This is a genomic window from Kitasatospora azatica KCTC 9699 (genome assembly GCF_000744785.1).
GTDB classification, from domain to species: domain Bacteria; phylum Actinomycetota; class Actinomycetes; order Streptomycetales; family Streptomycetaceae; genus Kitasatospora; species Kitasatospora azatica.
This window is the reverse complement of the sequence record NZ_JQMO01000003.1, coordinates 5,451,195-5,475,750: the sequence shown is the minus strand read 5'-3', so window position 1 is coordinate 5,475,750 and position 24,556 is coordinate 5,451,195. Positions and strand designations below refer to the sequence as shown.

22 protein-coding genes are annotated in these 24,556 nt (G+C 71.5%); 10 read left to right on the top strand and 12 right to left on the bottom strand.

The annotated features are described in order from the left end of the window. Positions 1-16 precede the first annotated feature (16 nt). A complete protein-coding gene (locus BR98_RS34845; RefSeq protein ID WP_035851397.1) occupies positions 17-997 on the top strand; it encodes a phospholipase D-like domain-containing protein in 981 nt (326 codons plus the stop codon). Between the two features lie 410 nt (positions 998-1,407). Here BR98_RS34845 and BR98_RS34840 read toward each other — a convergent pair whose 3' ends face one another. The 9 genes from BR98_RS34840 to infC all read right to left on the bottom strand — a co-directional run bounded on the left by BR98_RS34840 (position 1,408) and on the right by infC (position 10,767). After that, positions 1,408-2,139 (bottom strand): DUF7873 family protein, encoded by a 732-nt coding sequence (locus tag BR98_RS34840; protein WP_035851394.1) that lies wholly within the window; start codon positions 2,137-2,139, stop codon positions 1,408-1,410. Between the two features lie 123 nt (positions 2,140-2,262). Beyond that, entirely contained in the window at positions 2,263-3,075 is an 813-nt protein-coding gene (locus BR98_RS34835; RefSeq protein WP_035851392.1) for a chitosanase, read from the bottom strand. A 128-nt stretch (positions 3,076-3,203) separates the two neighbouring features. Further along, positions 3,204-5,723 (bottom strand): phenylalanine--tRNA ligase subunit beta, encoded by a 2,520-nt coding sequence (gene pheT, locus BR98_RS34830; protein WP_035851391.1) that lies wholly within the window; start codon positions 5,721-5,723, stop codon positions 3,204-3,206. Continuing rightward, positions 5,723-6,844, bottom strand: coding sequence for a phenylalanine--tRNA ligase subunit alpha (gene pheS / locus BR98_RS34825; RefSeq protein WP_035851390.1), 1,122 nt, complete (start codon positions 6,842-6,844; stop codon positions 5,723-5,725). The genes pheT and pheS overlap by 1 nt, the downstream gene beginning before the upstream one ends. 138 nt (positions 6,845-6,982) lie before the next feature. After that, positions 6,983-8,116 carry a sensor histidine kinase gene (locus tag BR98_RS34820; RefSeq protein ID WP_035851388.1) on the bottom strand — a complete coding sequence of 378 codons (1,134 nt, stop codon included), beginning with the start codon at positions 8,114-8,116 and terminating at the stop codon, positions 6,983-6,985. Positions 8,117-8,169: 53 nt separating this feature from the next. Further along, positions 8,170-9,042: a TrmH family RNA methyltransferase gene (locus BR98_RS34815; protein ID WP_035851387.1), complete on the bottom strand. Its 873-nt coding sequence runs from the start codon at positions 9,040-9,042 to the stop codon at positions 8,170-8,172. Positions 9,043-9,152: 110 nt separating this feature from the next. After that, complete coding sequence (rplT, locus tag BR98_RS34810) at positions 9,153-9,548, bottom strand: 50S ribosomal protein L20 (protein ID WP_035851386.1); 396 nt, start codon at positions 9,546-9,548, stop codon at positions 9,153-9,155. A 106-nt stretch (positions 9,549-9,654) separates the two neighbouring features. Further along, on the bottom strand, positions 9,655-9,849 hold the full coding sequence (gene rpmI / locus BR98_RS34805; protein ID WP_035851384.1) for a 50S ribosomal protein L35: 195 nt from the start codon (positions 9,847-9,849) through the stop codon (positions 9,655-9,657). Positions 9,850-9,987: 138 nt separating this feature from the next. After that, positions 9,988-10,767: a translation initiation factor IF-3 gene (infC, locus tag BR98_RS34800; protein ID WP_083977362.1), complete on the bottom strand. Its 780-nt coding sequence runs from the start codon at positions 10,765-10,767 to the stop codon at positions 9,988-9,990. 395 nt (positions 10,768-11,162) lie between these two features. On the opposite strand from infC, the gene BR98_RS34795 reads away from it, so the two are divergent. Next, positions 11,163-11,528: a DUF1844 domain-containing protein gene (locus tag BR98_RS34795; protein ID WP_035851379.1), complete on the top strand. Its 366-nt coding sequence runs from the start codon at positions 11,163-11,165 to the stop codon at positions 11,526-11,528. A gap of 16 nt (positions 11,529-11,544) precedes the next feature. Here the strand turns inward: BR98_RS34795 and BR98_RS34790 are convergent, their stop codons facing one another. After that, on the bottom strand, positions 11,545-12,285 hold the full coding sequence (locus tag BR98_RS34790) for an SseB family protein (protein WP_035851377.1): 741 nt from the start codon (positions 12,283-12,285) through the stop codon (positions 11,545-11,547). 49 nt (positions 12,286-12,334) lie between these two features. On the opposite strand from BR98_RS34790, the gene BR98_RS34785 reads away from it, so the two are divergent. Then, on the top strand, positions 12,335-13,423 hold the full coding sequence (locus BR98_RS34785) for a WD40/YVTN/BNR-like repeat-containing protein (protein WP_035851375.1): 1,089 nt from the start codon (positions 12,335-12,337) through the stop codon (positions 13,421-13,423). A gap of 40 nt (positions 13,424-13,463) precedes the next feature. After that, a complete protein-coding gene (locus BR98_RS34780) occupies positions 13,464-14,696 on the top strand; it encodes an alanine racemase (RefSeq protein ID WP_198042336.1) in 1,233 nt (410 codons plus the stop codon). An 80-nt stretch (positions 14,697-14,776) separates the two neighbouring features. On the opposite strand, the gene BR98_RS40670 is transcribed toward BR98_RS34780, so the two are convergent. Continuing rightward, positions 14,777-15,967, bottom strand: a complete 1,191-nt coding sequence (locus tag BR98_RS40670) for a DUF2510 domain-containing protein (RefSeq protein WP_051970881.1) — start codon at positions 15,965-15,967, stop codon at positions 14,777-14,779. A gap of 231 nt (positions 15,968-16,198) precedes the next feature. Between BR98_RS40670 and BR98_RS34770 the strand changes: the two genes are divergently transcribed. From BR98_RS34770 to BR98_RS34760, 3 genes are read left to right on the top strand one after another with little or no spacing between them, the layout of a single operon-like run. Beyond that, the gene (locus BR98_RS34770; protein ID WP_035851371.1) at positions 16,199-17,245 is read left to right on the top strand and encodes a cation diffusion facilitator family transporter; all 1,047 of its coding nucleotides are present in this window, start codon (positions 16,199-16,201) and stop codon (positions 17,243-17,245) included. Positions 17,246-17,282: 37 nt separating this feature from the next. Continuing rightward, the gene (locus BR98_RS34765; RefSeq protein ID WP_035851369.1) at positions 17,283-18,113 is read left to right on the top strand and encodes a PhzF family phenazine biosynthesis protein; all 831 of its coding nucleotides are present in this window, start codon (positions 17,283-17,285) and stop codon (positions 18,111-18,113) included. A 54-nt stretch (positions 18,114-18,167) separates the two neighbouring features. After that, entirely contained in the window at positions 18,168-19,070 is a 903-nt protein-coding gene (locus BR98_RS34760) for a 5'-3' exonuclease (RefSeq protein ID WP_035854900.1), read from the top strand. A gap of 761 nt (positions 19,071-19,831) precedes the next feature. Here BR98_RS34760 and BR98_RS34755 read toward each other — a convergent pair. Then, complete coding sequence (locus BR98_RS34755) at positions 19,832-20,578, bottom strand: SDR family NAD(P)-dependent oxidoreductase (RefSeq protein ID WP_035851367.1); 747 nt, start codon at positions 20,576-20,578, stop codon at positions 19,832-19,834. 191 nt (positions 20,579-20,769) lie between these two features. Between BR98_RS34755 and BR98_RS34750 the strand changes: the two genes are divergently transcribed. Genes BR98_RS34750 through BR98_RS36925 form a run of 3 tightly spaced genes read left to right on the top strand, consistent with a single transcriptional unit; the run spans position 20,770 to position 24,505 of the window. Beyond that, entirely contained in the window at positions 20,770-21,825 is a 1,056-nt protein-coding gene (locus BR98_RS34750) for a hypothetical protein (RefSeq protein ID WP_157538081.1), read from the top strand. Positions 21,826-21,834: 9 nt separating this feature from the next. Beyond that, the gene (locus BR98_RS36930) at positions 21,835-22,194 is read left to right on the top strand and encodes a hypothetical protein (RefSeq protein ID WP_051970879.1); all 360 of its coding nucleotides are present in this window, start codon (positions 21,835-21,837) and stop codon (positions 22,192-22,194) included. Further along, entirely contained in the window at positions 22,178-24,505 is a 2,328-nt protein-coding gene (locus BR98_RS36925; protein WP_051970876.1) for a M14 family metallopeptidase, read from the top strand. Before BR98_RS36930 ends, BR98_RS36925 begins: the two co-directional genes overlap by 17 nt. Positions 24,506-24,556 lie beyond the last annotated feature (51 nt).

Below are 24,556 nucleotides of genomic sequence, written 5' to 3'. Positions count from 1 at the left end.
CCGGGAGGGCACACCCATGCGCGCCACCAGGTTCCTCGGCCTCGCCGCCGCCGTCTGCTCCGCGGCACTGTGCGCCACCACCGCTGTGCCGGCTCAGGCCGCCACGGGATTCTCGCTCCTCGTCTTTCCCGACCAGAGCCACAGCAGCGTCTTCGCGTTCATCACCTCGGCCACCAAGTCCATCGACGTGACCATGTACGAGCTGCGCGACACCACCGCCGTCAACGACCTGGTCAGCCGCGCCAAGGCCGGGGTCAAGGTACGGGTGATCCTGGACGCGCAGCACACCTCGGTCAACGGCTCGGCGTACAGCACGCTCAAGTCCGGCGGCGTCGGGGTGACCTGGTCCTCCTCGGCCTTCGTCTACACCCACCAGAAGAGCATCACCGTCGATGCCGCCAAATCGCTGGTCCTGAGCGGCAACCTGGACTCGACCTACTACGCCAACGACCGCGACTACGCGGTCTACGACAGCGACCTGAACGATGTCGCGGCGATCGAGGGCGTCTTCAACGCCGACTACGCCAAGACCTCCGTCACCCCCTCGGACGGCGACAACCTGGTCTGGTCGCCCACCGACTCGCAGTCCCGGCTGCTGGCGCTGATCAACGGCGCCCAGCACACCCTGGACCTGGAGGAGTTGGAGTTCGGTGACAGCGCGCTGGTGGACGCCGTCGCGGCGGCCGCGGACCGTGGCGTGACGGTCCGGGTGGTGGGCATGAACCCGAGCTCGTACGGGAGTTACTTCGACCAGGTGGTCACGGCCGGCGGTTCGGTGGTCACCTACTCCTCCTCCGGCGGCCTCTACGTGCACGCCAAGGCGATCGTGGCGGACTACGGCACCAGCACCGCCAAGGTCTTCGTCGGTTCGGAGAACTTCTCCGACAACTCGCTCAACAACAACCGCGAACTCGGCCTGATCGTCAACGACTCGGGCGTGCTGTCCGGGGTGGAGAACACCATCGCCGGCGACTTCGCCAACGGCACTCCCTACTAGCCGGGAAGGTCCGCGGAAAAGCGAGAGGACCCGGGAGCGTAGCCAGCTCCCGGGCCCCTGTTTGCCGCCCAATTGCGCACACCGGCACGTTTAAGGGCTGCGGATCAGATTGAAATCGACGCGTTCTACCATTGAACTACCGTGCCATGAGAGCGGCACAGACAGGACTTGAACCCGCATTCGTCGATATTCGTCCGCACCCGGTCGATCCGGCGTTCGGCGGCGAATGCTGAGACTGGAGCGAGAGTCTGAGTTTCATCGGGCTGCCTCTGCCAGGCTTGGGCTACCCCGGCCAGTGTGCCGGGGGAGGGATTCGAACCCCCACTGGGACCCTTGGTCAGCTTCAACATCAGTGTCAGCTTGCGCTCTTCAGCGCACCCGCCCGACTCCGCGGGCGGGCGATCATGGGGCTACCTGAACAGGTAGCCGAACACCGCGTCACCCACCCGCTGGTCGGTGACGTCGACGCCGTTGGCCTCCTCGCGGGCGAACTTGACCGCCTGCTGCAGCTTCTCCACCCGCTCGGCCAGCTCGTTCACCCGCCGGGCCGGCAGCGCGCCGGAGAACTTCACCGTGGTCCAGTACCCGACCGGGATGTCCTCGTAGTACACCTCGACCTGCGCCGGGTGCTTCTCGGTGGCCTCGGCCTTGACGTGGTTGCGCGGCACCTTCTTGGTCCGGATGGTGCGCACCGGGTCGGTCTTCCAGGAGTCCGTGGACGGGTCCACGTTCCAGGACTCGGAGGCGTCCAGCACCGGCAGCTTGCGCACGAAGGTGTGCAGGTCGGTGAGCTGCTTCTCGAGGAAGAGCAGGTAGGGCACCGGGACCTGGGCGAGCAGGACCTGGCCGTCGACCACCACGTCGGCGCTGGCGCTGCGGTTGGCCCAGTCCTTGGTGGCGGTCACGTCGAACAGTCGGGTCAGGGTGGCCGCGGTGGTGCGCAGCACGTCCTCGGCCTTGATCTGCACCCGGGTGGACTCGGGCGGCAGTTGCTCGCCCTCCTCGTCCTTGGGCTGGTACGTCCGCGCGATTCCGGCCAGCAACGCGGGCTTCTGGAGGTCCTGGTGAGCCTGGGTCAGCTCCTGGAAGGACTTGGACTTGACGCCCTTTTCGACGGCGATGATCTGGTTCAACTTGGCCACGCCCCGGACGCTAGCAGGTCGAACAGCTGAACGCCCAACCAATAAGCGCCCGGGACGGCTTCGGACCGCGAACCGCGGCCGGCGGCCTGGCTGTTAGTGGCCGGCGGCCCGGCTGCTGGTGGCTCAGCTGTTGATGCTGTAGCTGTCCCCGTAGGTCTTCCAGTGCAGCGGCGGGTTGAGGTCGAGGTTGCCGGCCTTCAGGAAGACCCGCTGCTCGGTGTCGACCCTGCTGGTGTCGTCGTGCGCGGCCTCGGTGAGCATGGCGGCCTTGCGGGCGTCCAGGAAGGCGTTCAGGTAGGTGGTCTCGCTGCCGCCCTGGGCGGGGGTCTTGGCGTGCTTCATGGCGGTGGCGCGGATGCCGCCGAAGCTGGTCTTGTCGTTGCCCGGGCCGTGCATCACGATCGCGTCGTAGTAGATGAACTGGCCGAGCGCGCGCAGCCCGTCCTGCTCCGCCTGCTGGACGGACGGGTTGAAGTAGACCCGGTCCCGCTCGTCGTTCTGGGCCTGCTGGAAGACCGGGTCGGTGGCGGCCTTCTTCCAGTCGTTGACGAACGCGGTGCCGAGGCCGGAGTGCGAGGCGCTGCCGTTGACCTTCTCCAGCGCGGGCAGGTACTTGGCCAGCACGTTGCCGGACTTGAGGGCGGTGTAGTGCTTGACCAGGTCGAGCATGTCGCCGGTACCGGAACAGAAGCCGATGATCCCGGCGGTGTAGCCGCGGCCGTCGCCGATGTCCTCGATGTACTTGTACTGTGCCTTCCAGTCCAGCGAGGAGTTCTCCGCGCTGGAGACGAGCTCCATCGCGATCTCCTTCTTGTGCGGGTCGGTGAGGTTCACACCGCTGCCGGCGGCGGTGGCGTGGGTGGCGCCGGTGCCGGCGAGGACGGCCGCGGCGAGGGCGGCGCCGAGGACCGCACGGCGAGTGGGGGCGAGCTTCATGTCATGCTCCTGCCGTTAGGAAACTTTCCTAACGTGAGATTGAAGCGCCAACTCCCCTCCACCGCAAGAGCACCGCCCAAAAAAGGAGGGCCCCGGCGAACCGGGGCCCTCCTCAGCAGCAGAAGCAACTACGCGCCGCGCAGCACCGCACCCGTGCGGGCCTGCGCCGACGCCACCGCCGCCGCGCGGGCCGCCGAGGCCTCGTCGGCGGTCAGCGTGCGGTCGGTCGCCCGGAACCGCAGCGCGTAGGCCAGCGACTTCTTGCCCTCGCCCACCTGCTCACCGGTGAAGACGTCGAACAGCCGGATGGCCTCCAGCAGTTCGCCGGCCCCCTCGCGCAGCGCGGCCTCCACCTCGGCGGCCGGCACCTCGCCCGGGACGATCAGCGCGACGTCCTGGGTGGCCACCGGGTAGCCGGAGACCGCCGGGCCCTGGACCGGCTGCTCGCCGTCGGCGGCCAGCAGGTCGATGTCCAGCTCCATCACCGAGGTGCGCTCCGGCAGGTGCAGCGCCTTGACCACCCGCGGGTGCAGCTCGCCGGCGTGGCCGACCACCCGGTCGGTGCCCGCGACCACCAGCTCGGCGCAGCGGCCCGGGTGCCAGGGCGCGTACTGCGCCGCCCGGGTCACCAGCTCCACACCGGCCGCGCGGGCCACCGTGCGGGCCGCCTCCACGGCGTCCGCCCAGCTCGCCTGCGCGCCGTTGCCCCACCAGCCGGAGGGCAGCCGCTCGCCGGCCAGCGCGACGGCCACCCGGCGCGGCTGCTTGGGCAGCGCGGCGTCCAGCGCGGCCAGCTCCTCCTCGCTGGGCCGCCGGTCGACGGCCGGGCGCGGGGCCACCTGCTGCTCGGCCTCGGGCAGGAAGACCAGGCCGGTCTCGAAGACCGCCAGGTCGGTGTTGCCCCGGCCGACGTTGCGGCGCAGCGCGCCGAGCAGGCCCGGCAGCAGCGTGGTGCGCAGCGCCGGCTCCTCGTCATTGAGCGGGTTGACCAGCTTGACGGTGCGGCGGCGGACGTCGTCGGCGTCCAGGCCCAGGCCGTCGAAGGCGGCGTCGCCGAGGAACGGGTAGTTGTTGACCTCGACGTAGCCGGCCGCGGCCAGCGCCACGCCGATCCGACGGTGCATCCGCTGAGCGGGCGTCAGACCCTGACCCGGCGGGACGGTGGGCATCCGGGCGGGGACGTTGTCGTAGCCCTCCAGCCGGATCACCTCCTCCGCCAGGTCGTTGGGGTCGGTCAGGTCGGGACGCCAGGTCGGCGGGGTGACCTCGAGCAGGTCGCCGCCGACCACCGTGCAGCCGACCTCCTGCAGCCGGCGGGCGACGGTCTCGCGGCCGTACTCCATGCCCGCGACCCGGTCCGGCAGGTCGGCGGTGATGGTGATGGTGCGCAGCGGGTGCGGGGCGGCGATGTCGGTGACACCGGCCTCGGCGGTGCCGCCGGCGATCAGCACCAGCAGGTCCACCGCGCGCTGGGCGGCGGCGCGGGCCGCCTCCGGGTCCACGCCGCGCTCGAAGCGCTTGGAGGCCTCGGAGGGCAGCTTGTGCCGCTTGGCGGTGCGGGCGATCGCCACCGGGTCGAAGTGCGCGGCCTCGATGATCACCTCGGTGGTGCCGGTGACCTCGCCGGTCTCCGGGTCGGCCACCGGCTCCAGGATCTCGGTCGAGGCGCCGCCCATGACACCCGCCAGGCCGATCGGCCCGGAGTTGTCGCAGATCAGCAGGTCCTCGACGGAGAGCTCGCGCTTCTGGCCGTCCAGCGTGGTGAGCACCTCGCCCGGCTCGGCGCGGCGGACCTGGATCGGCCCGTCCACCCGGTTGCGGTCGTAGGCGTGCAGCGGCTGGCCGACCTCCAGCATCACGTAGTTGGTGATGTCGACGGTGAGCGAGATCGGGCGGACGTGCATCTTCTGCAGCCGGCGCTGCAGCCAGATCGGCGACTGGGCGCCCGGGTCGATGCCGACCACGGTGCGGGCCACGAAGCGGTCGCAGCCGGCCGGGTCGGCGACCTTGACCAGGTAGCCGTAGGAGTTGGCCGGCGGCACGTCCAGCAGCGCCGGGTCGGCCAGCGGCAGCCCGAACGCGGCGGCGGCCTCCCGGGCCATGCCGCGCATCGACAGGCAGTAGCCGCGGTCGGGGGTGACGGCGATGTCCAGCACCTCGTCGACCAGCTGCAGCAGCTCGATGGCGTCGGTGCCGGGCTCGTAGTGCCCCGGCAGCACGATGATCCCGTCGTGCTCGTCGCCCATGCCGAGCTCGCGCGCCGAGCAGATCATGCCGGCCGAGGTGTGGCCGTAGGTCTGCCGCGCGGCGATCGGGAACGGACCGGGCAGCACCGCGCCCGGCAGCACCACGACCACCTTGTCGCCGACCTTGAAGTTGGTCGCGCCGCAGACGATCTCCTGCGGGGCACCGGTACCGTTGGCGTCGCCGACGTTGACGAAGCAGTGCCGGATCGGCTTCTTGAAGCCGGTCAGCTCCTCGATCGACAGCACCTCGCCGACCACCAGCGGGCCCTTGAGGTCGGCGCCGAGCTGCTCGACGGTCTCCACCTCGAGGCCGGCCCGGACCAGCTTCTCGGCGACCTCGCGACCGGTGACACCGGCCGGCAGGTCGACGTACTCGCGCAGCCAGGAAAGCGGGACGCGCATCAGATCTCCATCCCGAACGGGAGAGTGAAACGCACGTCACCCTCGACCATGTCGCGCATGTCCGCGACGTTGTGACGGTTCATCAGGATCCGCTCCAGGCCCAGGCCGAAGGCGAATCCGCTGTAACGCTCCGGGTCCACGCCGGAGGCGACCAGCACCCGCGGGTTGACCACGCCGCAGCCGCCCAGCTCGATCCAGCCCTCGGAGGAGCAGGTCCGGCAGGGGCGGTCCGGGTTGCCGACGCTCGCGCCCCGGCAGACGAAGCACTGCAGGTCGATCTCGGCGCTCGGCTCGGTGAACGGGAAGTACGAGGGTCGCCAGCGCAGCTCGAGGCCGTCGCCGATCAGCTTGGAGACCAGCAGCTCGATGGTGCCCTTGAGGTCGGCGAAGGTGATGCCCTCGTCCACCGCGATGCCCTCGACCTGCCGGAACACCGGGGTGTGGGTGGCGTCCAGCTCGTCGGTCCGGTAGACCCGGCCAGGGCAGATCGCGTAGAGCGGCGGCTCCTTGGCCAGCATGGTGCGGATCTGCACCGGCGAGGTCTGGGTGCGCAGCACCATGCCGGAGTCGGGCGAGCCGTCGGCTGCGGCCACGAAGAAGGTGTCCTGCATCGAGCGGGCCGGGTGGTCCGGGCCCAGGTTGAGCGCGTCGAAGTTGAGCCACTCGGCCTCGACCTCGGGGCCCTCGGCGATGCTGTAACCCATCGCGACGAAGGTGTCCTCGATCCGCTCGGCCAGCGTGGTCAGCGGGTGCCGGGCGCCGCGCGGGGTGCGGTCGTAGGGCAGCGTGACGTCCACCGCCTCCTCGACCAGCACCCGGGCGTCGCGCTCGGCCTCCAGCTCCACCTGACGCTTCGCCAGCGCCTGGTTGACGGCGCCGCGGGCCTGCCCGATCAGCTTGCCGGCCGCCGCCTTGGCATGCGGGGGCAGCGCGCCGATCTCGCGGTTGGCCAGCGAGAGCGCGGAACGGTCCCCGGTGTGCGCGACCTTGGCCTGCTTCAGCTCGTCCAGGCTGGCGGCGGCGGCGAAGGCGGCGACCGCCTCGTCACGGGCGCGCTCGACCTCTTCGGGCTTCAATGCCTCTACCTCTACCGGGTCGTAGGACTTGTTGGGTGCCGACATCTCGATGTTTTCCCGTGCTCCTGCTCGTCTCCGTGGCGTTACACCAGGTCGAGTGTAGTCGCAGAGCGCACACGGCCCGGTGGTCGTCCCTTGCATCCCAAGGCATGGACCGCCCGCCGGGCCCGTCGTGCTGGTCGGTCAGACCATGAAGTCGGGCACCCCGGCGGGCAGGATAAATCGGAACCTGGCGCCGCCACCGGGCGCGCGGTCGATCCGGATGGTGCCGCCGTGCGCCTCGACGATGCCCTTGACGATGTAGAGGCCCAGGCCGGTCCCGCCGCGCTTGCTGCCGCGCCAGAAGCGGGTGAAGACGCGCGGCATCGACTCCTCCGGGATGCCGCTGCCCTCGTCGCTCACGGTGACCGCCGTGCCTTCCATGATCCGGGGCGCGGTGCCGGGGTGTTCCCAGCTGGCGGCCTCGACGATCTCCTTGGCCGGCGCCACCTCGATGGTGACAGTTCCCTCCCCGTGCCGCACCGCGTTTTCCAGCAGGTTGGCCAGCACCTGGTCGACCTTGTCCGGGTCTGCCCACTGCTGCGGCAGGTCCTCGGCGAGCCGGATGTCGAAGCGCTCGGCCGGGACGCCGGCCGCCACCTTGCCGTCCACCTGCCGGTGCACGGCCGCGGCCAGGTCCACCACCTGCCGGCGGATCTCCAGTCGCCCGGCGTCGATCCGGGAGATGTCCAGCAGCTCGGCGATCAGCCGGGTGACCCGGTCGGCGTCCGCGTTCACGGTCTCCAGCATCACCCGCTTCTGACCGTCGGTGAACCGCTCCCACTTGTTCAGCAAGGTCGCGGTGAAGCCCTTGACGCTGGTCAGCGGGGAGCGCAACTCGTGTGCGACGGTGGCGATCAGCTCGGCATGCGCCCGCTCGGTGCGCAGCCGCGCCTCGGTGCCGCGCAGCGCCACCACCAGCTGGCGCAACGGCCCCCGGGAGCGCTCTCGCAGATAGGAGGCGGAGACCAGCACCTCGCGGTTGGAGCCGGGCAGCAGCAGGTTGCGCTCGGGCTGGCGGGTCCGGGTGGCCAGGCCGCCGTACGGATCGGTCAGCGGCCACCAGCGGCGGCCGTCCAGGTCCTCCAGCGGCAGTGCCTCGGTCAGCGGCCGGCCGAGCGCGGCGCGCGGGCTGATCCCGGTCAGCCGGGCGGCGGCGCGGTTGAAGCAGACCACCAGTCCGTCCGCGTCGGCGATCACCAGGCCGTCCGGCAGGTCGTCAGGATCCAACGGCAACGCGGCTGCCCCGGCCCGCGGCCGTTCCTCGCTGCCGACCATGGGTGTCCTCCCGATCCCACGCGCATTCACGACGGCCCCCGCCACGCCCGACCCTAGCGCTCGGTGCCCGGCTCGCGACACCCTGCGGGCGAACGCTGTGCGCGAGCGGAGGCGTAGAGGCAGACGGCGGCGGCGGTGGCGAGATTGAGGCTCTCGGCGTGTCCGTGGATGGGCACGCGCACCACTTCGTCGGCGAGTGCGCGGGTCTGCTCCGGCAGGCCCCAGGCCTCGTTGCCGAAGATCCAGGCGGTCGGGGCGCCCAGCGTGCCCTCGTCCAGCTCCTGGTCCAGGTCGCGCTCCCCCGCGCCGTCGGCGGCCAGCAGTCGCACGCCGCCCTCCCGCAGCCGGGCCACCACCTGCTCGACCGGCACCCCGACTGCCACCGGCAGGTGGAACAGGCTGCCGACCGAGGCCCGCACGGCCTTGGGGTTGTAGAGGTCCACCGAGGCATCGGTGAGCACCACGGCGTCCGCGCCGGCCGCGTCCGCGGTGCGCAGCACCGTCCCCGCGTTCCCCGGGTCGCGCACGTTGGCCAGCACCGCGACCAGCTTCGGCCGGCTGCGCAGCACCGTCTCGAACGGGGTGTCGAGGAACCGGCAGAGCGCCACGATGCCCTGCGGGGTGACGGTGTCGCAGATGTCGGCGATCACCTCGTCGGTGGCGGTCAGCACCGGCAGGTCCGCGGCCCGGGCGGCGGTCACCAGCTCGGCGTGCCGCTCGGCGGCCTCGGGGGTCAGGTAGACCTCCACCACCGCGTGCTCCCCGCTGGGCAGCAGGCCGTACGCCACCGCCTCGCGGACCGCCTGCGGCCCCTCGGCCAGGAACCGGCGGTCCTTGCCACGCTGGGCCCGCCGGGCCAGCTTGCGCGCGGCGATCACCCGCGGCGAGCGGAGCGAGCTGAGCAGAGGAGTGTCGGTGCTGGCCATGGTCTGCTTTCTGGGTTCCTACCGGTAAGACCGCCCGGCGATTGGGGGCGGTCTAAACGCAGACCCGCAGGCTCAACCGGTGAGCCTGCGGGTCTGCGGTGTTACGACGATCAGGCGGCGTCAGCGGCGACCTTGGGCGCGTTGACGTCGGTCGGCAGCGCCTTCTGGGCGGCCTCGACCAGCGAAGCGAACGCGTTCGGGTCGTTGACGGCCAGCTCGGCCAGCATCTTGCGGTCGATCTCGATGCTGGCGGCCTTCAGGCCCTGCACGAAGCGGTTGTACGTCATGCCGTTGGCACGAGCGGCCGCGTTGATGCGCTGGATCCAGAGCTGACGGAAGTCGCCCTTGCGCTTCTTGCGGTCGTTGTAGTTGTAAACGAGCGAGTGGGTGACCTGCTCCTTGGCCTTGCGGTACAGGCGCGAGCGCTGGCCACGGTAACCGCTGGCGCGCTCCAGGATGACCCGGCGCTTCTTGTGGGCGTTCACTGCCCGCTTGACGCGTGCCACTTCATTACTCCTTGGGTTGGACCACGGACTACTTCACGTGGTCCGTCAATCGAATTGGTCGGAAAGGATCTGCCGGGCGCCACGACTCTTCAGTCGCGGCGGGCGATCACTTGCCGAGAAGCTTCTTGATCTTCTTGGCGTCAGCGGGGGCCATCTCGGTGGTGCCGGCCAGCTTGCGGGTCAGCGTGGAGGGCTTGTGCTCCAGGTAGTGGCGACGGCCGGCACGCTCGCGCAGCACCTTGCCCGAGCCCGTGATCTTGAAGCGCTTGCTGGCGCCACTGTGCGTCTTCTGCTTCGGCATGTCGCCGTATCTCCTCGTCGGTCCGCCCCGGCCCGCGTGTCGCCACGCGGGCCAAGGCGCTGGGTGTTCTCCGGTCACCGGGGCGGGAGCCCCGGAACCGCGGTGGCCGGATCACTCAAGCCCGCCGAGCCTGTGGGCTCAGGCGTCCTGGGCGACCTCGGCCGGCTTGTCGGCCTCGGCGGCGGTGTCGCCGGCCTCGGCCTGGTCCTGAGTCGCCTCGTCGGCGGCCACGTCGTCGGCGTCGTCGGCGTCGTCGTCCGCTGCGTCGGCCTCAGCCTCGAGCGCGGCGTTCTCGGCCTCGAGCGCGGCGTCGTCCGCGGCGGTGTCGGTCGAGCCGGCGACCCGGCCCTGGCGCTCGGCCTTGCGGGCGTCCTGCGCCGCGCGGGCCTCGGCCATCGCCTCGGTCTTCTTCTTGTGCGGGCCGAGAACCATGATCATGTTACGGCCGTCCTGCTTGGCCGAGCTCTCCACGAAGCCCAGGTCCTGGACGTCGTTGGCGAGCCGCTGCAGCAGTCGGAAGCCCAGCTCGGGGCGGGACTGCTCGCGACCACGGAACATGATCGTGATCTTGACCTTGTCGCCCTGCTTGAGGAACCGAACGACGTGACCCTTCTTGGTGTCATAGTCGTGCGGGTCGATCTTCGGCCGGAGCTTCATCTCCTTGATGACCGTGTGCGCCTGGTTCTTGCGCGCCTCACGGGCCTTCATGGCCGACTCGTACTTGAACTTGCCGTAGTCCATGAGCTTGCACACCGGCGGCCGGGCGGTCGCCGCGACCTCGACCAGGTCGAGGTCGTACTCCTGCGCAAGCTCCAGCGCCTTGGCAAGCGGCACAATGCCGACCTGCTCGCCACTGGGACCGACGAGTCGCACCTCGGGGACGCGAATCCGGTCGTTGATGCGGGGCTCGGTGCTGATGGGGCCTCCTTGGTTGCACCTTCTGCGATGCGGCCGTCAGGGAGGCGGTCGCACGTAGTGGACTTCGACCACTGGGCGGGGCTTCATGCGTGCTGCGGTGCTCGGGGCACCGCGGCACGAAAAAAGCCCCGCTCGTCAGCAAGCGGGGCTTCCACACAACCGGGGGCGACGCCTGGTGAGAGGCGCCACTGGCGACGCTGCCACTGCTGGCTGCGGTCGCGGACCGGGACCCGTCGACCGCGAGGTCGATCAGGTGGGAGATGGAACCTCCACTTGCTGGCCGGGCACGGTGAAGCGCCTGGCCGGTCACGAGCCACAATACACTAGCCCGGCCCAAAGGTATTGCCTTGTACCCTCCGGGGGGTACCGAACCACCTACGCGGAATGAGCCAGACGTGAGCAGCGAGCCGACCGGCGCCGACGAGACCCCCGATTTCGACGACCTGACCCGCGACATCGCGGAGGTGCCGGCGGTCGAGGTGATCACCACCGTCGCCGTGCACCTGATGAGCGCGGCGGCCGTGAAGTGCGGCCTCGCCGAGGGCGGCGAGAAGGACAAGGACCTCGACGAGGCCCGCAAGCTGATCACCGCCCTGGCCGGCCTGGTCACCGCCGGGGCCCCCGAGATCAGCAACTTCCACGCCGCGCCGCTGCGCGACGGGCTGCGCTCGCTGCAGCTGGCCTTCCGCGAGGCCTCGCTGGTGCCGGACGCGCCGGGCGCCGGGCCGGGCGAGAAGTTCACCGGGCCCGTCTACTCCTGACCGCTACTCCTACCGGCTAGTCCTGACGCTGGTACATGCTGCCGCCCGTCGGCCGTGCGTCGGCGGGCAGCAGTGCGAGGTCCAGGCCGCGGCTCAGCCGGACCCGCAGCACCGGGTCGGCCGCCAGCGCACCGGCCAGCCGCTGGGCGAGCTCCTGCACCGGAGCCCCGTCGGCCAGCGCCAGCGCCAGCACCGCGTCGGTGGCGCTGCCCGGACGCAGCTCGGCGCGCAGTACCAGCGGCTCGGCGGCCAGCAGCACCCGCAGCGCGGCCAGCACCTCGGGGTCCTCGACCGGTGGCAGCCAGCGGCGCCCCTCCGCGACGGCGCGCATCCGGGCCCCCGTCAGCTCGTACCTCACCGGCCCGGCCGGGTCGATCAGCAGGGTGTCGGCCCGCTCGGAGTAGGCGGCCAGGACGGCGTCCGGGGCGGCCACCGGGGCCGGGCGGGCGTCGGCCCGCCAGGCCGCCAGGGTGGCCAGCGAGGTGAAGGCGGGCAGCGCGCGCCGGCCGTCCGGCGCCTCGATCACCGGCACCGCCATGTCACTGGTCTTCTCGTGCTTGAGCCCTGCGGCGTCCACCTCGACCTCGCCGAGCAGGGCCACGATCGGGACCATCAGCCGGGCGGCGGGCAGCGCGGCGAGCAGCGCGGGCTCGGTGGCCGGGTCGCGGTCGAAGTCGGCCAGCGCCTGGGCCAGGGCCGGGTCGGCGCTGCCGTCGTCGGCGGCGAATCCGGGGTTCGGAATGTTCTTGCGGTCCACCCGGCGAGCCTAGCCGCTGGGTGCGGTGGCCCAGCGCCACAGTGGAGGCATGACCGAGGTACTGCTGGCAGTGGGCACCGAGAAGGGCCTCTTCCTGGGGCTGAGCTACGGCCGCCGGGACTGGGCGTTCACCGGCCCGCACTTCCCGATGAACGCGATCTACTCGATCGGCATCGACCGCCGCGACGGTCGCACCCGGGTACTGGTCGGGGCCGACAGCAGCCACTGGGGTCCCTCGGTGTGGCACTCCGACGACCTCGGCAAGACCTGGAACGAGCCCGGGCAGCCGGCCGTGAAGTTCCCCGAGCACACCGGCGCCTCGCTGACCCGGGTCTGGCAGCTGCAGCCGGCCGGGCCCGAGGCGCGCGGGGTGGTGTACGCGGGCACCGAGCCGGCCGCGCTCTTCCGCTCCGAGGACAGCGGCGAGACCTTCACCCTGGTCGAGCCGCTCTGGGCGCACCCGCAGCACGAGCAGTGGGGCGAGGGGTTCGGCGGACAGGGCCTGCACACGATTCTGACGGACCCTCGGGACCCGGCCGCGCTCACCGTGGCGATCTCCTCCGGCGGGGTCTACCGCTCCACCGACGGGGGTGCGAGCTGGGCGCCGTCCAACTCCGGGATCAGGGTGAGCTTCCTGCCGGAGGAGTACCCCGAGTTCGGCCAGTGCGTGCACAAGATCGCCCCGGACCCGACCGCCCCGGACCGGCTCTACCTGCAGAACCACGGCGGCGTCTTCCGCAGTGACGACGCGGGCGCCAACTGGCGTCCGGTCGAGGAGGGCCTGCCCGCGGTGTTCGGCTTCGCGGTGGCCACCCACCCGCGCAAGGCCCAGGTCGCGTACCTCGCGCCGCTGGAGGCGGACTACATGCGGATGCCGCCCGGCCGGCGCTGCCGGATCTACCGCACCGACGACGGCGGTGGCAGCTGGCGCCCGCTCGCCCAGGGCCTGCCCGAGGAGGACCACTACGGCGTGGTGCTGCGCGACGCCCTGCGCTGCGACGACGCGGACCCGGCCGGCGTCTACTTCGGCAACCGCAACGGCGAGCTCTACGCCAGCGCCGACGAGGGCGAGAGCTGGCGCCTGCTCGCCTCGCACCTCCCGGACATCCTCTGCGTGCGCGCAGCGGTGGTGGGGTGAGGCCTACCCACGGGTATGGGGGGTGTGGCAGTCTGCGCGCATGGCTCAGCTCACAACCGCTGCGGCGGCTGCCCCGGTGACGTCGCGCGGTGCCGACCGCGCTCGCTACGACCGGGCCACGGCGCATCTCGAGGCGCCGCTGGCCATCGTGGACCTGGCGGCCTTCGACGCCAACGCCGCGGACCTGGTGCGCCGGGCCGCCGGGAAGCCCGTCCGGGTGGCCAGCAAGTCGGTGCGCTGCCGGGCCCTGCTGGAGCGGGTGCTGAAGCTGGACGGCTTCGCGGGGGTGATGAGCTACACCCTGCCCGAGTCGATCTGGCTGGTCCGCGAGGGCTTTCGCGACGTGCTGCTCGCCTACCCGTCCGCCGACCGGGCCGGCTTCGCCGAGCTGACCGGCGATGCCGAACTGGCCGAGCAGATCACCGTCCTGGTGGACGACCCCGCGCAACTCGACCTGATCGACCGGGCCAGGGGCGGCAACGCCCAGGTGCGGGTCTGCCTGGAGTTGGACACCTCGCTGCAACTGCTGGGCGGCCGGATCCGGGTCGGCGCCCGCCGCTCCCCGCTGCGCACCCCGGAGGACCTGGCTGCCTTCGCCGAACTGGTCCAACTCCGGCCCGGCTTCAAGGTGGTCGGCCTGATGGCCTACGAGGGTCATGTGGCCGGGGTGGGCGACCGGCTGGCCGGCCGCCCGGTGCGGTCCCGGCTGATCCAGCTGATGCAGGCCAAGGCCCGGACCGAACTGGCCGAGCGACGGGCGGCGGTGGTCCGGGCGGTGCGCCGGGTGGCCGACCTGGAGTTCGTCAACGGCGGCGGCACCGGCAGCGTGCAGAGCACGGTGGCCGAGGCGGCGGTGACCGAGGTGGCGGCCGGCTCGGGCCTGTACCTGCCCCGACTCTTCGACAACTACCGCTCGTTCCACGGGCGTCCGGCCGCGCTCTTCGCGCAGCCGGTGGTGCGCCGGCCCGGCGTCGGCGTGGTGACGGTGCTCGGCGGCGGCTACCCCGCCTCGGGTGCGGCGGGCCCGGACCGCTCCCCCGTCCCGTACCTGCCGGCCGGTCTGCGGTACGACCCGCAGGAGGGTGCCGGCGAGGTGCAGACCCCGCTGCTCGGCTCGCCCGCCGACGACCTGCTGATCGGCGACCGGGTCTGGTTCCGGCACGCCAAGGCCGGGGAGCTGTGCGAGCGCTTCGCCGAGCTGCACCTGATCGACGGCGACCGGGTGGTGGACACGGTGCCGACCTACCGGGGCGAGGGCCGGACCTTCCTGTAGCCCAGGACCTTCCGGTAGACCCTGTCAACGCGATCGGGGCCGACCCGCCCGGGCCGGCCCCTGACGCTGCTGACGGTGGCTCAGGTCCTGGTACCGCCGCCGGTGCCGGCGCCCGGGCCGGTGTAGTCCTTGATCCCGCTGATGATGCTGTCCATCTGCGAGACCGCCGGGGCCTTGTCGGCGATGTCGAAACCGAGCCGGACCGAGATCAGGCTCTTGCCGTCGGCGGACGGGAAGACCACCGACTCCACCGTGCCGTCGTTGCCCTGCTCGGCGCCGACCTGCCAGCGGATCAGGTAACCGCTGCGGCCGTCCACGGTGACCGGCTCGGACTTGAGCTCCTGGTGGGACTTGATGTTCCCGTAGGACTCCTTGGCGGCGGCCACGATGTCCTGCTTGGCGGCGGCCTGCGGGTCGGTGCCCTCGACCTGGCCGGTGTTCACGCCGCCGAGCGAGCAGGTGGCGCTGCCGTCGCTGTTGCCGCTCGAGCCCGGGCACTGGTAGCTGCCGATGCTCAGGTAGGCGGTGCCCTTCATCGTGGTGCCGCCGGTCCAACCGCTGGGCACCGGGAGCGCGATGCCGTTGACCAGGTCGTCGGCCTCGGTGGCATTGCCCTTGCCCTTGCCGCCGGGGAGTCCGGGGAAACCCGGGAAACCGTTGCCGCCGCCGCTGCCCTGACCGTTTCCCGGCCCGTTTCCGCCGCCACTGCCCTGGCCGCCGCCGTTGCCCTGACCATTGCCGCCGCCGTTGCCCTGGCCGCGCTTGTGTCCGGGCAGCTTGCCGTTGGCGTCCTGCTGCGCGACTGCGCGGTCCTGGCTGTGGCGGTCGTGGTGGTCCACCGCGAGGTAGGTCACGCCCGAGCCGATGGCCAGCCCCAGCACGCCGGCCACCGCCGCCGTGACCAGCACCGGCTTGCCGAGCCGCTTGGCCAGCGAGGGCTTCTTCGGCGGCGCGACCGGGAACTCGCCGAAGGCGCTCGGCGCCGGCTCGCTCGGCGGCTCGGGGAAGCGCACGGTGCCGTTGTCCAGCACCTCGCCCTCGATCACCGTCGGGCCGCCGCCGATCGCGGCGCCGTCCAGGATCGCCGTGTCCTCGCCGTCCGGGCCGGCCGCGCCGGCCGTATTCACCGGGCCGGCCGGGTGCTCGGTCGAGCCGCCCGGGCGGGTGCTGCCGGTCCAGCCGGTGCCGTCCCACCAGCGTTCGGGCCGGGGAGTGGTGGTGGTGTCCTTGGGGTCCGGGTACCACCCGGCCGGAATCTTCGCTTCGCTCACACCGGAAAATGTATGGGTAGGCGGATAAACGCGATATCAAGCGGACCGCACAATCGGCCCAATTCGCATGAGATTACGGTGAGAGTCCGCCGGACGGACCGCCGTCGCCCCGGCCGAATCCGGAACGACAACGGTCACCAGTGCAGCCTTTGGATCTTTGTCCAATCTGAGGTTCACTTCCTTGCAGGGCAACCCTCCTTGTCCGCCCGCTGCATTCAGGAGACGACCGCGATGGCCGGCCACAGCGACCACGATCACAGTGCTCACAGCCACGAGCACGGCCATGGCCACGGCGGCCACGGCGGCCATTCGCACGGTGTCGCCGCCGACGCCGACCGCCGTTGGCTGACCAGCGCGCTCACCCTGATCGTCGTCTTCATGGCCGCCGAGGTGGTGGTCGGTTTCGCCGCCCGCTCGCTGGCCCTGATCTCCGACGCCGCACACATGCTCACCGACGCCGCCTCGATCGTCCTCGCACTGATCGCGATGCGGCTGGCCGCCAGGCCGGCCCGGGGCGGCTACACCTACGGCCTCAAGCGCGCCGAGATCCTCTCCGCCCAGGCCAACGGCGTCACCCTGCTGGTGCTCTCCGCCTGGCTCGGCTACGAGGCCGTCACCCGGCTGATCGAGCCGCCCGCGGTGAAGGGCGGTCTGGTGCTCGGCACCGCACTGGTCGGCGTGGTGGTCAACATCGCGGCCGCCTGGTGCATGTCCAAGGCCAACCGCAGCTCGCTCAACGTCGAGGGCGCGTTCCAGCACGTACTGACCGACCTCTACGCCTTCATCGCCACCGCCGTGGCCGGACTGATCATGCTGACCACCGGCTTCCTGCGAGCCGACGCGATCGCCTCGCTGATCGTGGTCGCGTTGATGCTGAAGGCCGGCTTCGGCCTGGTCCGCGACTCCGGGCGGATCTTCCTGGAGGCGGCCCCGGCCGGCGTGGACCCGGACGCGCTGGCCGACCGCCTGGTGGCCACCCCGCAGGTGGAGGAGATCCACGACCTGCACGTCTGGGAGATCACCTCCGGCCAGCCGGCCCTCTCCGCGCACATCCTGGTGGCTCCCGGCGGTGACTGCCACGCCGTCCGCCGCGACCTGCAGCGCCGGCTGCGCGAGGAGTACCGGATCACCCACGCCACCCTCCAGGTGGACCACGTCGGCGAGGACGAGGAGCAGCAGCTGCTGCAGATCACCGACGCCGCGCAGGCCTCGGCCGTCGCCGACCACTGCGCCGACTCGCACGGCCCGGTGCACCGCAGCGGCCCGCACCCGCACTGACGGAATGCCGGGCCGGTCACGAGCGTTGCGGACGATCATGACCACTGTGCTGCGGTACGCCGCCTTCACCACCGACCCGTCCGGCGGCAACAAGGCGGGAGTGGTGCTGGACGCCACCGAGCTGACGGACGATCGGATGCTGGCCGTCGCCGCCGAGCTCGGCTACTCCGAGACCGCCTTCCTCACCCCGCTGGGCGGGCGCGACTACCGGGTGCGCTACTTCGCGCCCACGATGGAGGTGCCGTTCTGCGGCCACGCCACCATCGCCGCTGCGGTGGCGGTGGCCGAGCAGACCGGCCCCGGGGACCTGGTCTTCGAGACCAAGGCCGGCACGGTCCCGGTCGCGGTCGACGAGGAGCTGCGCGCCACCCTCACCAGCGTCGAGCCACACGTACAGGAAGTCGACCAGGCCGACCTTCAGGAAGCCCTCGCCGCACTCGACTGGTCCGCCGCCGACCTGGACCAGAGCCTGCCGCCGCGGTTCGCCTACGCCGGCGCCCGCCACCTCGTGCTGGCCACCGCCACCCGTGAACGGCTCGCCGACCTCTCCTACGACTTCGACCGGCTCGCCACCTTCATGACGGCCCATGACCTGATCACCCTTCAGCTGGTCTGGCGCGAGTCGGCCGCCGTCTTCCACGTCCGCGACCCGTTCCCGGTCGGCGGCGTGGTCGAGGACCCGGCCACCGGCGCGGCCGCCGCCGCCTTCGGCGCCTACCTGCGCGAGCTGGGCCAGGCCGGCCCCGACGCCCGGCTGACCCTGCACCAGGGCGAGGATCTCGGCAGCCCCGGCCTGCTCCACGTCGAACTGCGCTCCGGCGACCCGCGGGTGCGGGTCTCGGGCGCGGCGGTGCGGCTGACTGACTGACGGTCACTACGGCCGTTTGTCACTGCCGTACGCGATGATCGAGCCGTGACACTGATGCTGCTCGACACCGCCAGCCTGTACTTCCGGGCCTACTTCGGCGTCCCGGACTCCGTGAAGGCCCCGGACGGCACCCCGGTCAACGCCGTCCGCGGCCTGCTGGACTTCATCACCCGCCTGGTCCAGGACCACCACCCGGACCAGCTGGTGGCCTGCATGGACGCCGACTGGCGGCCGCAGTGGCGAGTGGACCTGGTCCCGACCTACAAGACCCACCGACTCGCCCCGGAGAGCAGCGAGGAGGAGGAGATCCCCGACACCCTCTCCCCCCAGGTCCCGATCATCGAGCAGGTCCTCGACGCGCTCGGCATCGCCCGCGTCGGCGTCCCCGGCTACGAGGCCGACGACGTGATCGGCACCCTGGCCACCCACGCCACCACCCCGGTCAGGATCGTCACCGGCGACCGGGACCTCTTCCAGCTGGTGGACGACGCCCGCGGCGTACAGGTCCTCTACCCCATCAAGGGCGTCGGCTCCGCCCAACTCATCAATGAGGCCGCCCTCCTCGACAAGTACGGCGTCACCGGCACCGAGTACGCCGACATGGCCGCCCTGCGCGGCGACCCCAGCGACGGCCTGCCCGGCGTCAAGGGCATCGGCGAGAAGACCGCCACCCAACTCATCCGCGAGTACGGCGACCTCGCCGGCATCCGCGCCGCCGCCGCCGACCCGCTCTCCAAACTCACCCCCGCCCGCCGCAAGAACCTGCTCGAAGGCGCCGCCTACCTCGACGTCGCCCCCACCGTCGTCCGCGTCGCCACCGACGTCCCCCTCCCCACCTTCGACCCCGCCCTCCCCCACGAACCCCTCGACCCCATGACCCTCGAAGCCCTCACCACCCAATGGGGCCTCGGCACCTCCCTCACCCGCCTCCTCGACACCCTCGCAGCCACCCACTGAGAACGGAACCAGGCGGGCTCATGGGCACGATGCTGACGACATTGCTTGATCCCGCCCCGCCGGTACTGGCAGGGGCAGGGCTGTTGCAAAGCCCTGTGATCATGTAATTGCGCCGGTCAGATGTCCATGTGGTGCTGTACGGCGAACTCTTCGGCGGCCACTACCCACACCCAGCGGTGCCGCCGGAGCAGAACGTCCCGACCGTTCAGACCGGCGTCTGGTACGCGCCCGGCCTGCACTGGTCAGTCTTCGACGCGGTGGTGAATGTCCGCGGAGAGCAGTGGTGGGTCGGAGACGCGGTGCTGCGTAGGGCCGCAGCCGCGGCTGGCCTACGGTGTGCGCCGCTGCTCGGGGAGGGCCCGCTGGTGCGGCTGCAAGAATTGCCTGCGGCTTTCCCAACGCGCGTCCCCGCACAGCACTTCTGGCTGACCCCGGAAATCACCGCAGAGTTGACGCCAGACGACCTCTGCCACCAACCCCCGTTCAGCAGTCACCCGGAACCGGCCGTATCCCCAGGTATTGACAATTCCTCCGCCCCTGCTTGGCATTCACACACTGAGCCTCGCGAGACGCCGCCACCTCCGACTGGACCGGCACCGGTGCCCGTGGGCCAGCACGGTGCGGACCTGACGCGGAGCCGATCCTGCACGGCTCTCCGTCGCGATCGAGTTGCGTGGTGCCAGGCACCGAGCAGAGCCACCTCGACCTTCAATCGCCGATCACGCACCCTCGCCACCACTGCCAGGTAGCCCGTACCGGCGTTACTGGGCGAGGTAGCCGCCGTCCACCGGGAGGACCGCGCCGGTGATGAACGAGGCTTCGGGTGAGGCCAGGAAGAGGACGGCCGCCGCGACTTCGGCCGGTTCGCCGAGGCGGCCCATCGGGTGCAGCTTCTCGATCGCCGCCAAGTAGGCGGCGCCGCCCGGCTCCTGGGGAAGCCGGGCGACGCGTTCGGTACGGATGGTGCCGGGGGCGACGGCGTTGACCCGGATGCCGCGGTCGGCCCACTCGACGGCCAGGTGCTTGGTCAGCCCGGAGGCGACGAACTTGGCGGGCCCGTACACCGCCTGCCCGCGCTGCCCGGCCTCGCCGGAGATGGACGAGACGCAGACGATCGAGCCGCCGCCGTTCGCCACCATCGCCTCGATCGCGTACTTGCAGGTGAGGAACATGCCCCGCCCGTCCACCGCCATCACCCGGTCGAAGTCATCGCCGTCCGCCTCGGTGATCTCCATCAGCGGCAGCACGCCGGCATTGGCCACCGCGACGTCCAGCCGCCCGTGCCGCTCGACGGCGGTGTCGACCATCCGCCGCACGTCGGCCGCCTGCGAGACGTCGCCGACCACCGTGGTGGTGCCGGGCAGTTGCGCGGCGAGCCGGTCGAGCCCCGGGCCGTCGAGGTCGGTGGCGACGACCTGGGCTCCCTCGGCGGCGAACCGGACGGCCACGGCCCGGCCGATCCCGCTGGCGGCGCCGGTCACCAGGCAGACCTGGTCGCGGATGCTCATGGCGGGATGGTTGCCACCGCCCAAGCCGGACCAAACCACCCGTTCAGGTGGCACGGCCGGCCGTCCCACCGCAGGAGCGGGGCAGCTCGGGTGGCGATGCCGATCACCCGGGCGACGCTCCAGGCGACCCGCCGCGCGACACGAGGGCGTGGCGCACACTCATGATCGTTCGGACACGTATCGTGACCGGCATGCCGCGAAACTCCGCGCTCCAGACCTTCGAGATCCGCCCGACTCCGGCGGATCGGCCACCCGACGGCCGGCCGGACGAGCTGATGATCGACTGGGGCCGGCTCCCGCCCGGGAGTACGGCCGAGATCTACCTGCCGGCCGCCTCGGCCGACGCCGTCCTCGCGGCGGCGGACCGCTGGTATCCGGCCCACCGGTTGCGGCAGGTCGACGCCCACACCCTCCGGTGCCCGGCCGGCGGCGTGTCGTACCTGCCGATCCCGCAAGGGGGCGACGGCAATCTGGCGGGCCTGCTGTCGATCGGCGTGGCCGGTCCGGTCGCCCGCGACCCGGGCCGTTCGGTGGTCGTCCGCCAGGTGGTGGAGCACACCGGGCGCGAGGCAACCCCGCCCGGTGCGGCCGCTCCCGGTGCGGCCGCTATCGGGGAGGCCACTCCCGGTAAGGCCGCGCGGATCCGGCGAGGACCAGGGCCGTGGCGCCAGGTGCTCGGCACCTTCCAGGTGGACCTGCCGGTGCACGGCGCGGCGCTCGTCCTCGAGCGGGAGGAGCGGCTGCTCTCGGTCCTGCGCTGGATCCAGCAGGCCGTCGCGCCCGGCAGCCGCTGGTTCCCGGTTTTCCAGCGCTACCTGGCCCAGTTCGCCGACCACGTCCACGCGCTGGGCGGCGACCCGGCGACCATCGGCCCCTCGCCGACCGGGGACTGGCGGCAGGGCACCGAGACGGGCACCGAGCCGGGCGGCGAACCACGCGGCGAACCCGGCGCAGAGCACGGCGAGGAGCACGGCGCGGAGCCCGGCGGGAACCACCGAGCGGCCACCGGCAAGGTCAAGGCCCTGGTCTACGACCGGCTCGGCGACTTCGAGGGCTTCGTCCTCGACACCGAGGACGGCGACCGCAGCTTCCAGAGCCGGGAACGCGAGATCGAAGCCCTCGCGCACCGGGCGTGGCGCGACCGGATCCTGGTGAGCGTGCCGATCGACCCGGACTCGCCGCGCGACCCGCTGGCCCTGATCCTGCTCGCGACCCCGGGCAACCGGTGGCTTCGCGAAGACCGCTAGGAGAGGCTGATGCCCCCTCAGAAGAAGGCCCAGGGCCGGCAGAAGGACCAGGGCCCGCACATCTTCCGGGCCCGGATCGGCTCGGTTGACCGCGCGCTGCTCCACTCCGTGATCGAGACCCACCGGCTGGACGTGGCCGGCGGCCTCCGCCGCGAGGAGAGCGGCGAAGTGGCCACCGACGCCTACGCCACCGAAGAGGTGCTGCAGCAACTACGCCGGCAGGGCATCAGCGTGCAGGTCGTGGAGAACGCCACCGAGACCGGCCGGTCCCGGCAGGCCGAGGTCGGCAAGGGCAACCGCTTCGCCAAGGGCGCGGTGCCGCGAGGAACGGGACTGCCAGAGGACGGCGACGATGTACCTGAACGTTGACGAGGTCGACAGCGCGGTGGTCAACCTGGCCGGGGCCTTCCCGGCGATCTGCCAGCTGATCACCCTGCCGCACCAGACGGTCGAGGGCCGTACCTGCCACGCGCTGCGGCTGGGCGGCGGCGCCGCGGGCAGCCGGCCGGCCGTGGTGATGATCGGCGGCGTGCACGCGCGGGAGTGGGGCAGCTGCGAGATCCTGATCGGTTTCGCCGCCGACCTGCTGCACGCGTACACCAGCGGCACCGGCCTCGGCTACGGCGCCACCAGCTACACCGCGGCCCAGGTGCAGGCCATCGTCGACAACCTGCACGTCCTCGTCTTCCCGCTGGTCAACCCCGACGGGCGCCACTACAGCCAGACCGTGCAGGCGCTCTGGCGCAAGAACCGCAACCCCGCCAACTCCGGCGGCAGCGCGGCCTGCGTCGGCGTCGACATCAACCGGAACTTCGATTTCCTCTTCGACTACAAGACGGCGTTCTCGTCGAGCTCGCAGATCAGCGGCTACGTCTCCGACAACCCCTGCGACTTCCAGGTCTACCACGGCCCGGCGGCCTTCTCGGAGCCCGAGACCGAGAACGTGAAGTGGCTGCTCGACACCAACCCGCGCACCCGGTGGCTGGTCGACACGCACAGCTACTCCGAGGACATGCTCTACAACTGGGGCGACGACCAGAACCAGAGCACCGATCCGACGATGAACTTCCGCAACCCGGCCTACAACGGCAAGCGCGGGATCCCCAACGACGCGTACCGGGAGTACATCCCCTCGCCCGACCTGGCCGTCGCCAGCACGCTCGCCACCCGGTTCACCGGCGCGGTCCAGGCCGTGCGCGGGAAGAGCTACACGCCCAAGACCGGCTTCCAGCTCTATCCGACCAGCGGCACCAGCGACGACTACGCCTTCTCGCGCTACTTCAGCGATCCGACCCAGGAGAAGGTCTACGGCTTCACCATCGAGTGGGGCACCGAGTTCCAGCCGCCCTGGGCGGAGATGCAGCTCATCGTCGCCGACATCGGCTCGGGGCTGGTCGAGTTCTGCCTGGCCGCCCAGGAGGTGGTGCCGCGCGCCTGCTCGTTGGTGCTGGACCGCAGCACCTTCGGGCGGGACGAGGTGGACACGCTGCTCGGCCAGGCCCTCGATCCCGGGGTGGTGGACCCCGCCTTCTGGGTGCTGGTGGACGGCTTCTCCCCCGCCGAGCTCGGCATCACCGCGCTCTCCGGATCGGCCGCTCCACCGAGCCAGGCGCAGCTGGACGGGTGGGCCCCCGTGATCACCATCACGCCGCCGGTGCCGGGAATGTCGGTGGCGGTGGTCGCCGTCTCCTCCGACGACCCGTCACTCTCCGCCCAGCAGCAGCGGTTCACCTTCGGCTACCGGATCCGGTTCACCAGCGACGCCGGCTTCCCGACCGCGCCGGGCGCCGTCGGCTTCACCACGCTGACCGCCGCCACCCACGGGCTGTCCGCGAGCGCACCCCTGGAGCTCACCAACACGCCGGACCCGTTCCTGACCAACGGCCGGACCTCCTGGCTCAGTATCGATCTGCGGGTCTTCTCGGTGACGACCGGTCAGAGCCGCTTCGGGGTGCCGATGGGCAGCGACGGTCCCGGGTTCATCCGTGCCGTGCTCGACGGGCTGCGCGGCGGCAACGGCATGGCGGGCGGGGAGAGTTTCGAGAACCTGCCGGTGGACGAGGAACCCTCCGCGGTCCACGTCCTCCCGACCACCTCGGTCGGCGGTGTGCCGGTCCCGGTGTACGACTTCGCGCTGGCCCGGGTCCGCTACCGCGCGCTGGCACTGCCGGCCGACGACGTCCGGGTCTTCTTCCGGCTGTTCCAGGTGCAGAGCACCGATGTGAGCTTCCAACCGCTGACCAGCTACCGGCGGTCGGCGCCCAACCCCGACGGGCAGCCGATCCCGTTGGCCGGGATCAGCGGGAGCGACTACGTGACGATCCCCTGCTTCGCCGGCGAGCGGGTGCCGGCCGCGACCACCGCGATGACCCGGCAGACCGACCCGCACAACATCCTGCGGCTGCCGGCCACCGGCGGTCCCGAGGTCGACACCTACTTCGGCTGCTGGCTCGACATCAACCAGCCCTCCCGGAACGTGCTGCCCCCGGCGGTACCGCCAGGGAACCCGGACGGGCCGTTCGCCGCCGCGGTGCCGATCCAGCAGGCGATCATCCGCAATCCGCACCAGTGCCTGATCGCGGAGATCGCCTACGACCCGGTCGCCGTCCCGACCGGCGCCACCCCGTCCACCTCGGACAAGCTCGCGCAGCGCAACCTCGCCTGGAGCGACCTGGCCTGAGCTCCGGTCACCCGCCGGAGGAGGTCGGCGGCCGGTATCTCATGTGGTGAT

Excerpts from the sequence above, each read along its gene's own strand:
- BR98_RS34750 (WP_157538081.1), top strand. The coding sequence starts at position 20,770 with ATGCCGCGAAACTCCGCGCTCCAGACCTTCGAGATCCGCCCGACTCCG.
- BR98_RS34780 (WP_198042336.1), top strand. The coding sequence starts at position 13,464 with ATGGCTCAGCTCACAACCGCTGCGGCGGCTGCCCCGGTGACGTCGCGC.
- BR98_RS36930 (WP_051970879.1), top strand. The coding sequence starts at position 21,835 with ATGCCCCCTCAGAAGAAGGCCCAGGGCCGGCAGAAGGACCAGGGCCCG.
- BR98_RS34845 (WP_035851397.1), top strand. The coding sequence starts at position 17 with ATGCGCGCCACCAGGTTCCTCGGCCTCGCCGCCGCCGTCTGCTCCGCG.
- BR98_RS34755 (WP_035851367.1), bottom strand. The coding sequence starts at position 20,578 with ATGAGCATCCGCGACCAGGTCTGCCTGGTGACCGGCGCCGCCAGCGGG.
- rpmI (WP_035851384.1), bottom strand. The coding sequence starts at position 9,849 with ATGCCGAAGCAGAAGACGCACAGTGGCGCCAGCAAGCGCTTCAAGATC.
- BR98_RS34815 (WP_035851387.1), bottom strand. The coding sequence starts at position 9,042 with ATGGCCAGCACCGACACTCCTCTGCTCAGCTCGCTCCGCTCGCCGCGG.
- BR98_RS36925 (WP_051970876.1), top strand. The coding sequence starts at position 22,178 with ATGTACCTGAACGTTGACGAGGTCGACAGCGCGGTGGTCAACCTGGCC.
- BR98_RS34760 (WP_035854900.1), top strand. The coding sequence starts at position 18,168 with ATGCTGCTCGACACCGCCAGCCTGTACTTCCGGGCCTACTTCGGCGTC.
- BR98_RS34835 (WP_035851392.1), bottom strand. The coding sequence starts at position 3,075 with ATGAAGCTCGCCCCCACTCGCCGTGCGGTCCTCGGCGCCGCCCTCGCC.
- BR98_RS34765 (WP_035851369.1), top strand. The coding sequence starts at position 17,283 with ATGACCACTGTGCTGCGGTACGCCGCCTTCACCACCGACCCGTCCGGC.
- BR98_RS34785 (WP_035851375.1), top strand. The coding sequence starts at position 12,335 with ATGACCGAGGTACTGCTGGCAGTGGGCACCGAGAAGGGCCTCTTCCTG.
- BR98_RS34770 (WP_035851371.1), top strand. The coding sequence starts at position 16,199 with ATGGCCGGCCACAGCGACCACGATCACAGTGCTCACAGCCACGAGCAC.
- pheT (WP_035851391.1), bottom strand. The coding sequence starts at position 5,723 with ATGCGCGTCCCGCTTTCCTGGCTGCGCGAGTACGTCGACCTGCCGGCC.
- pheS (WP_035851390.1), bottom strand. The coding sequence starts at position 6,844 with ATGTCGGCACCCAACAAGTCCTACGACCCGGTAGAGGTAGAGGCATTG.
- BR98_RS34820 (WP_035851388.1), bottom strand. The coding sequence starts at position 8,116 with ATGGTCGGCAGCGAGGAACGGCCGCGGGCCGGGGCAGCCGCGTTGCCG.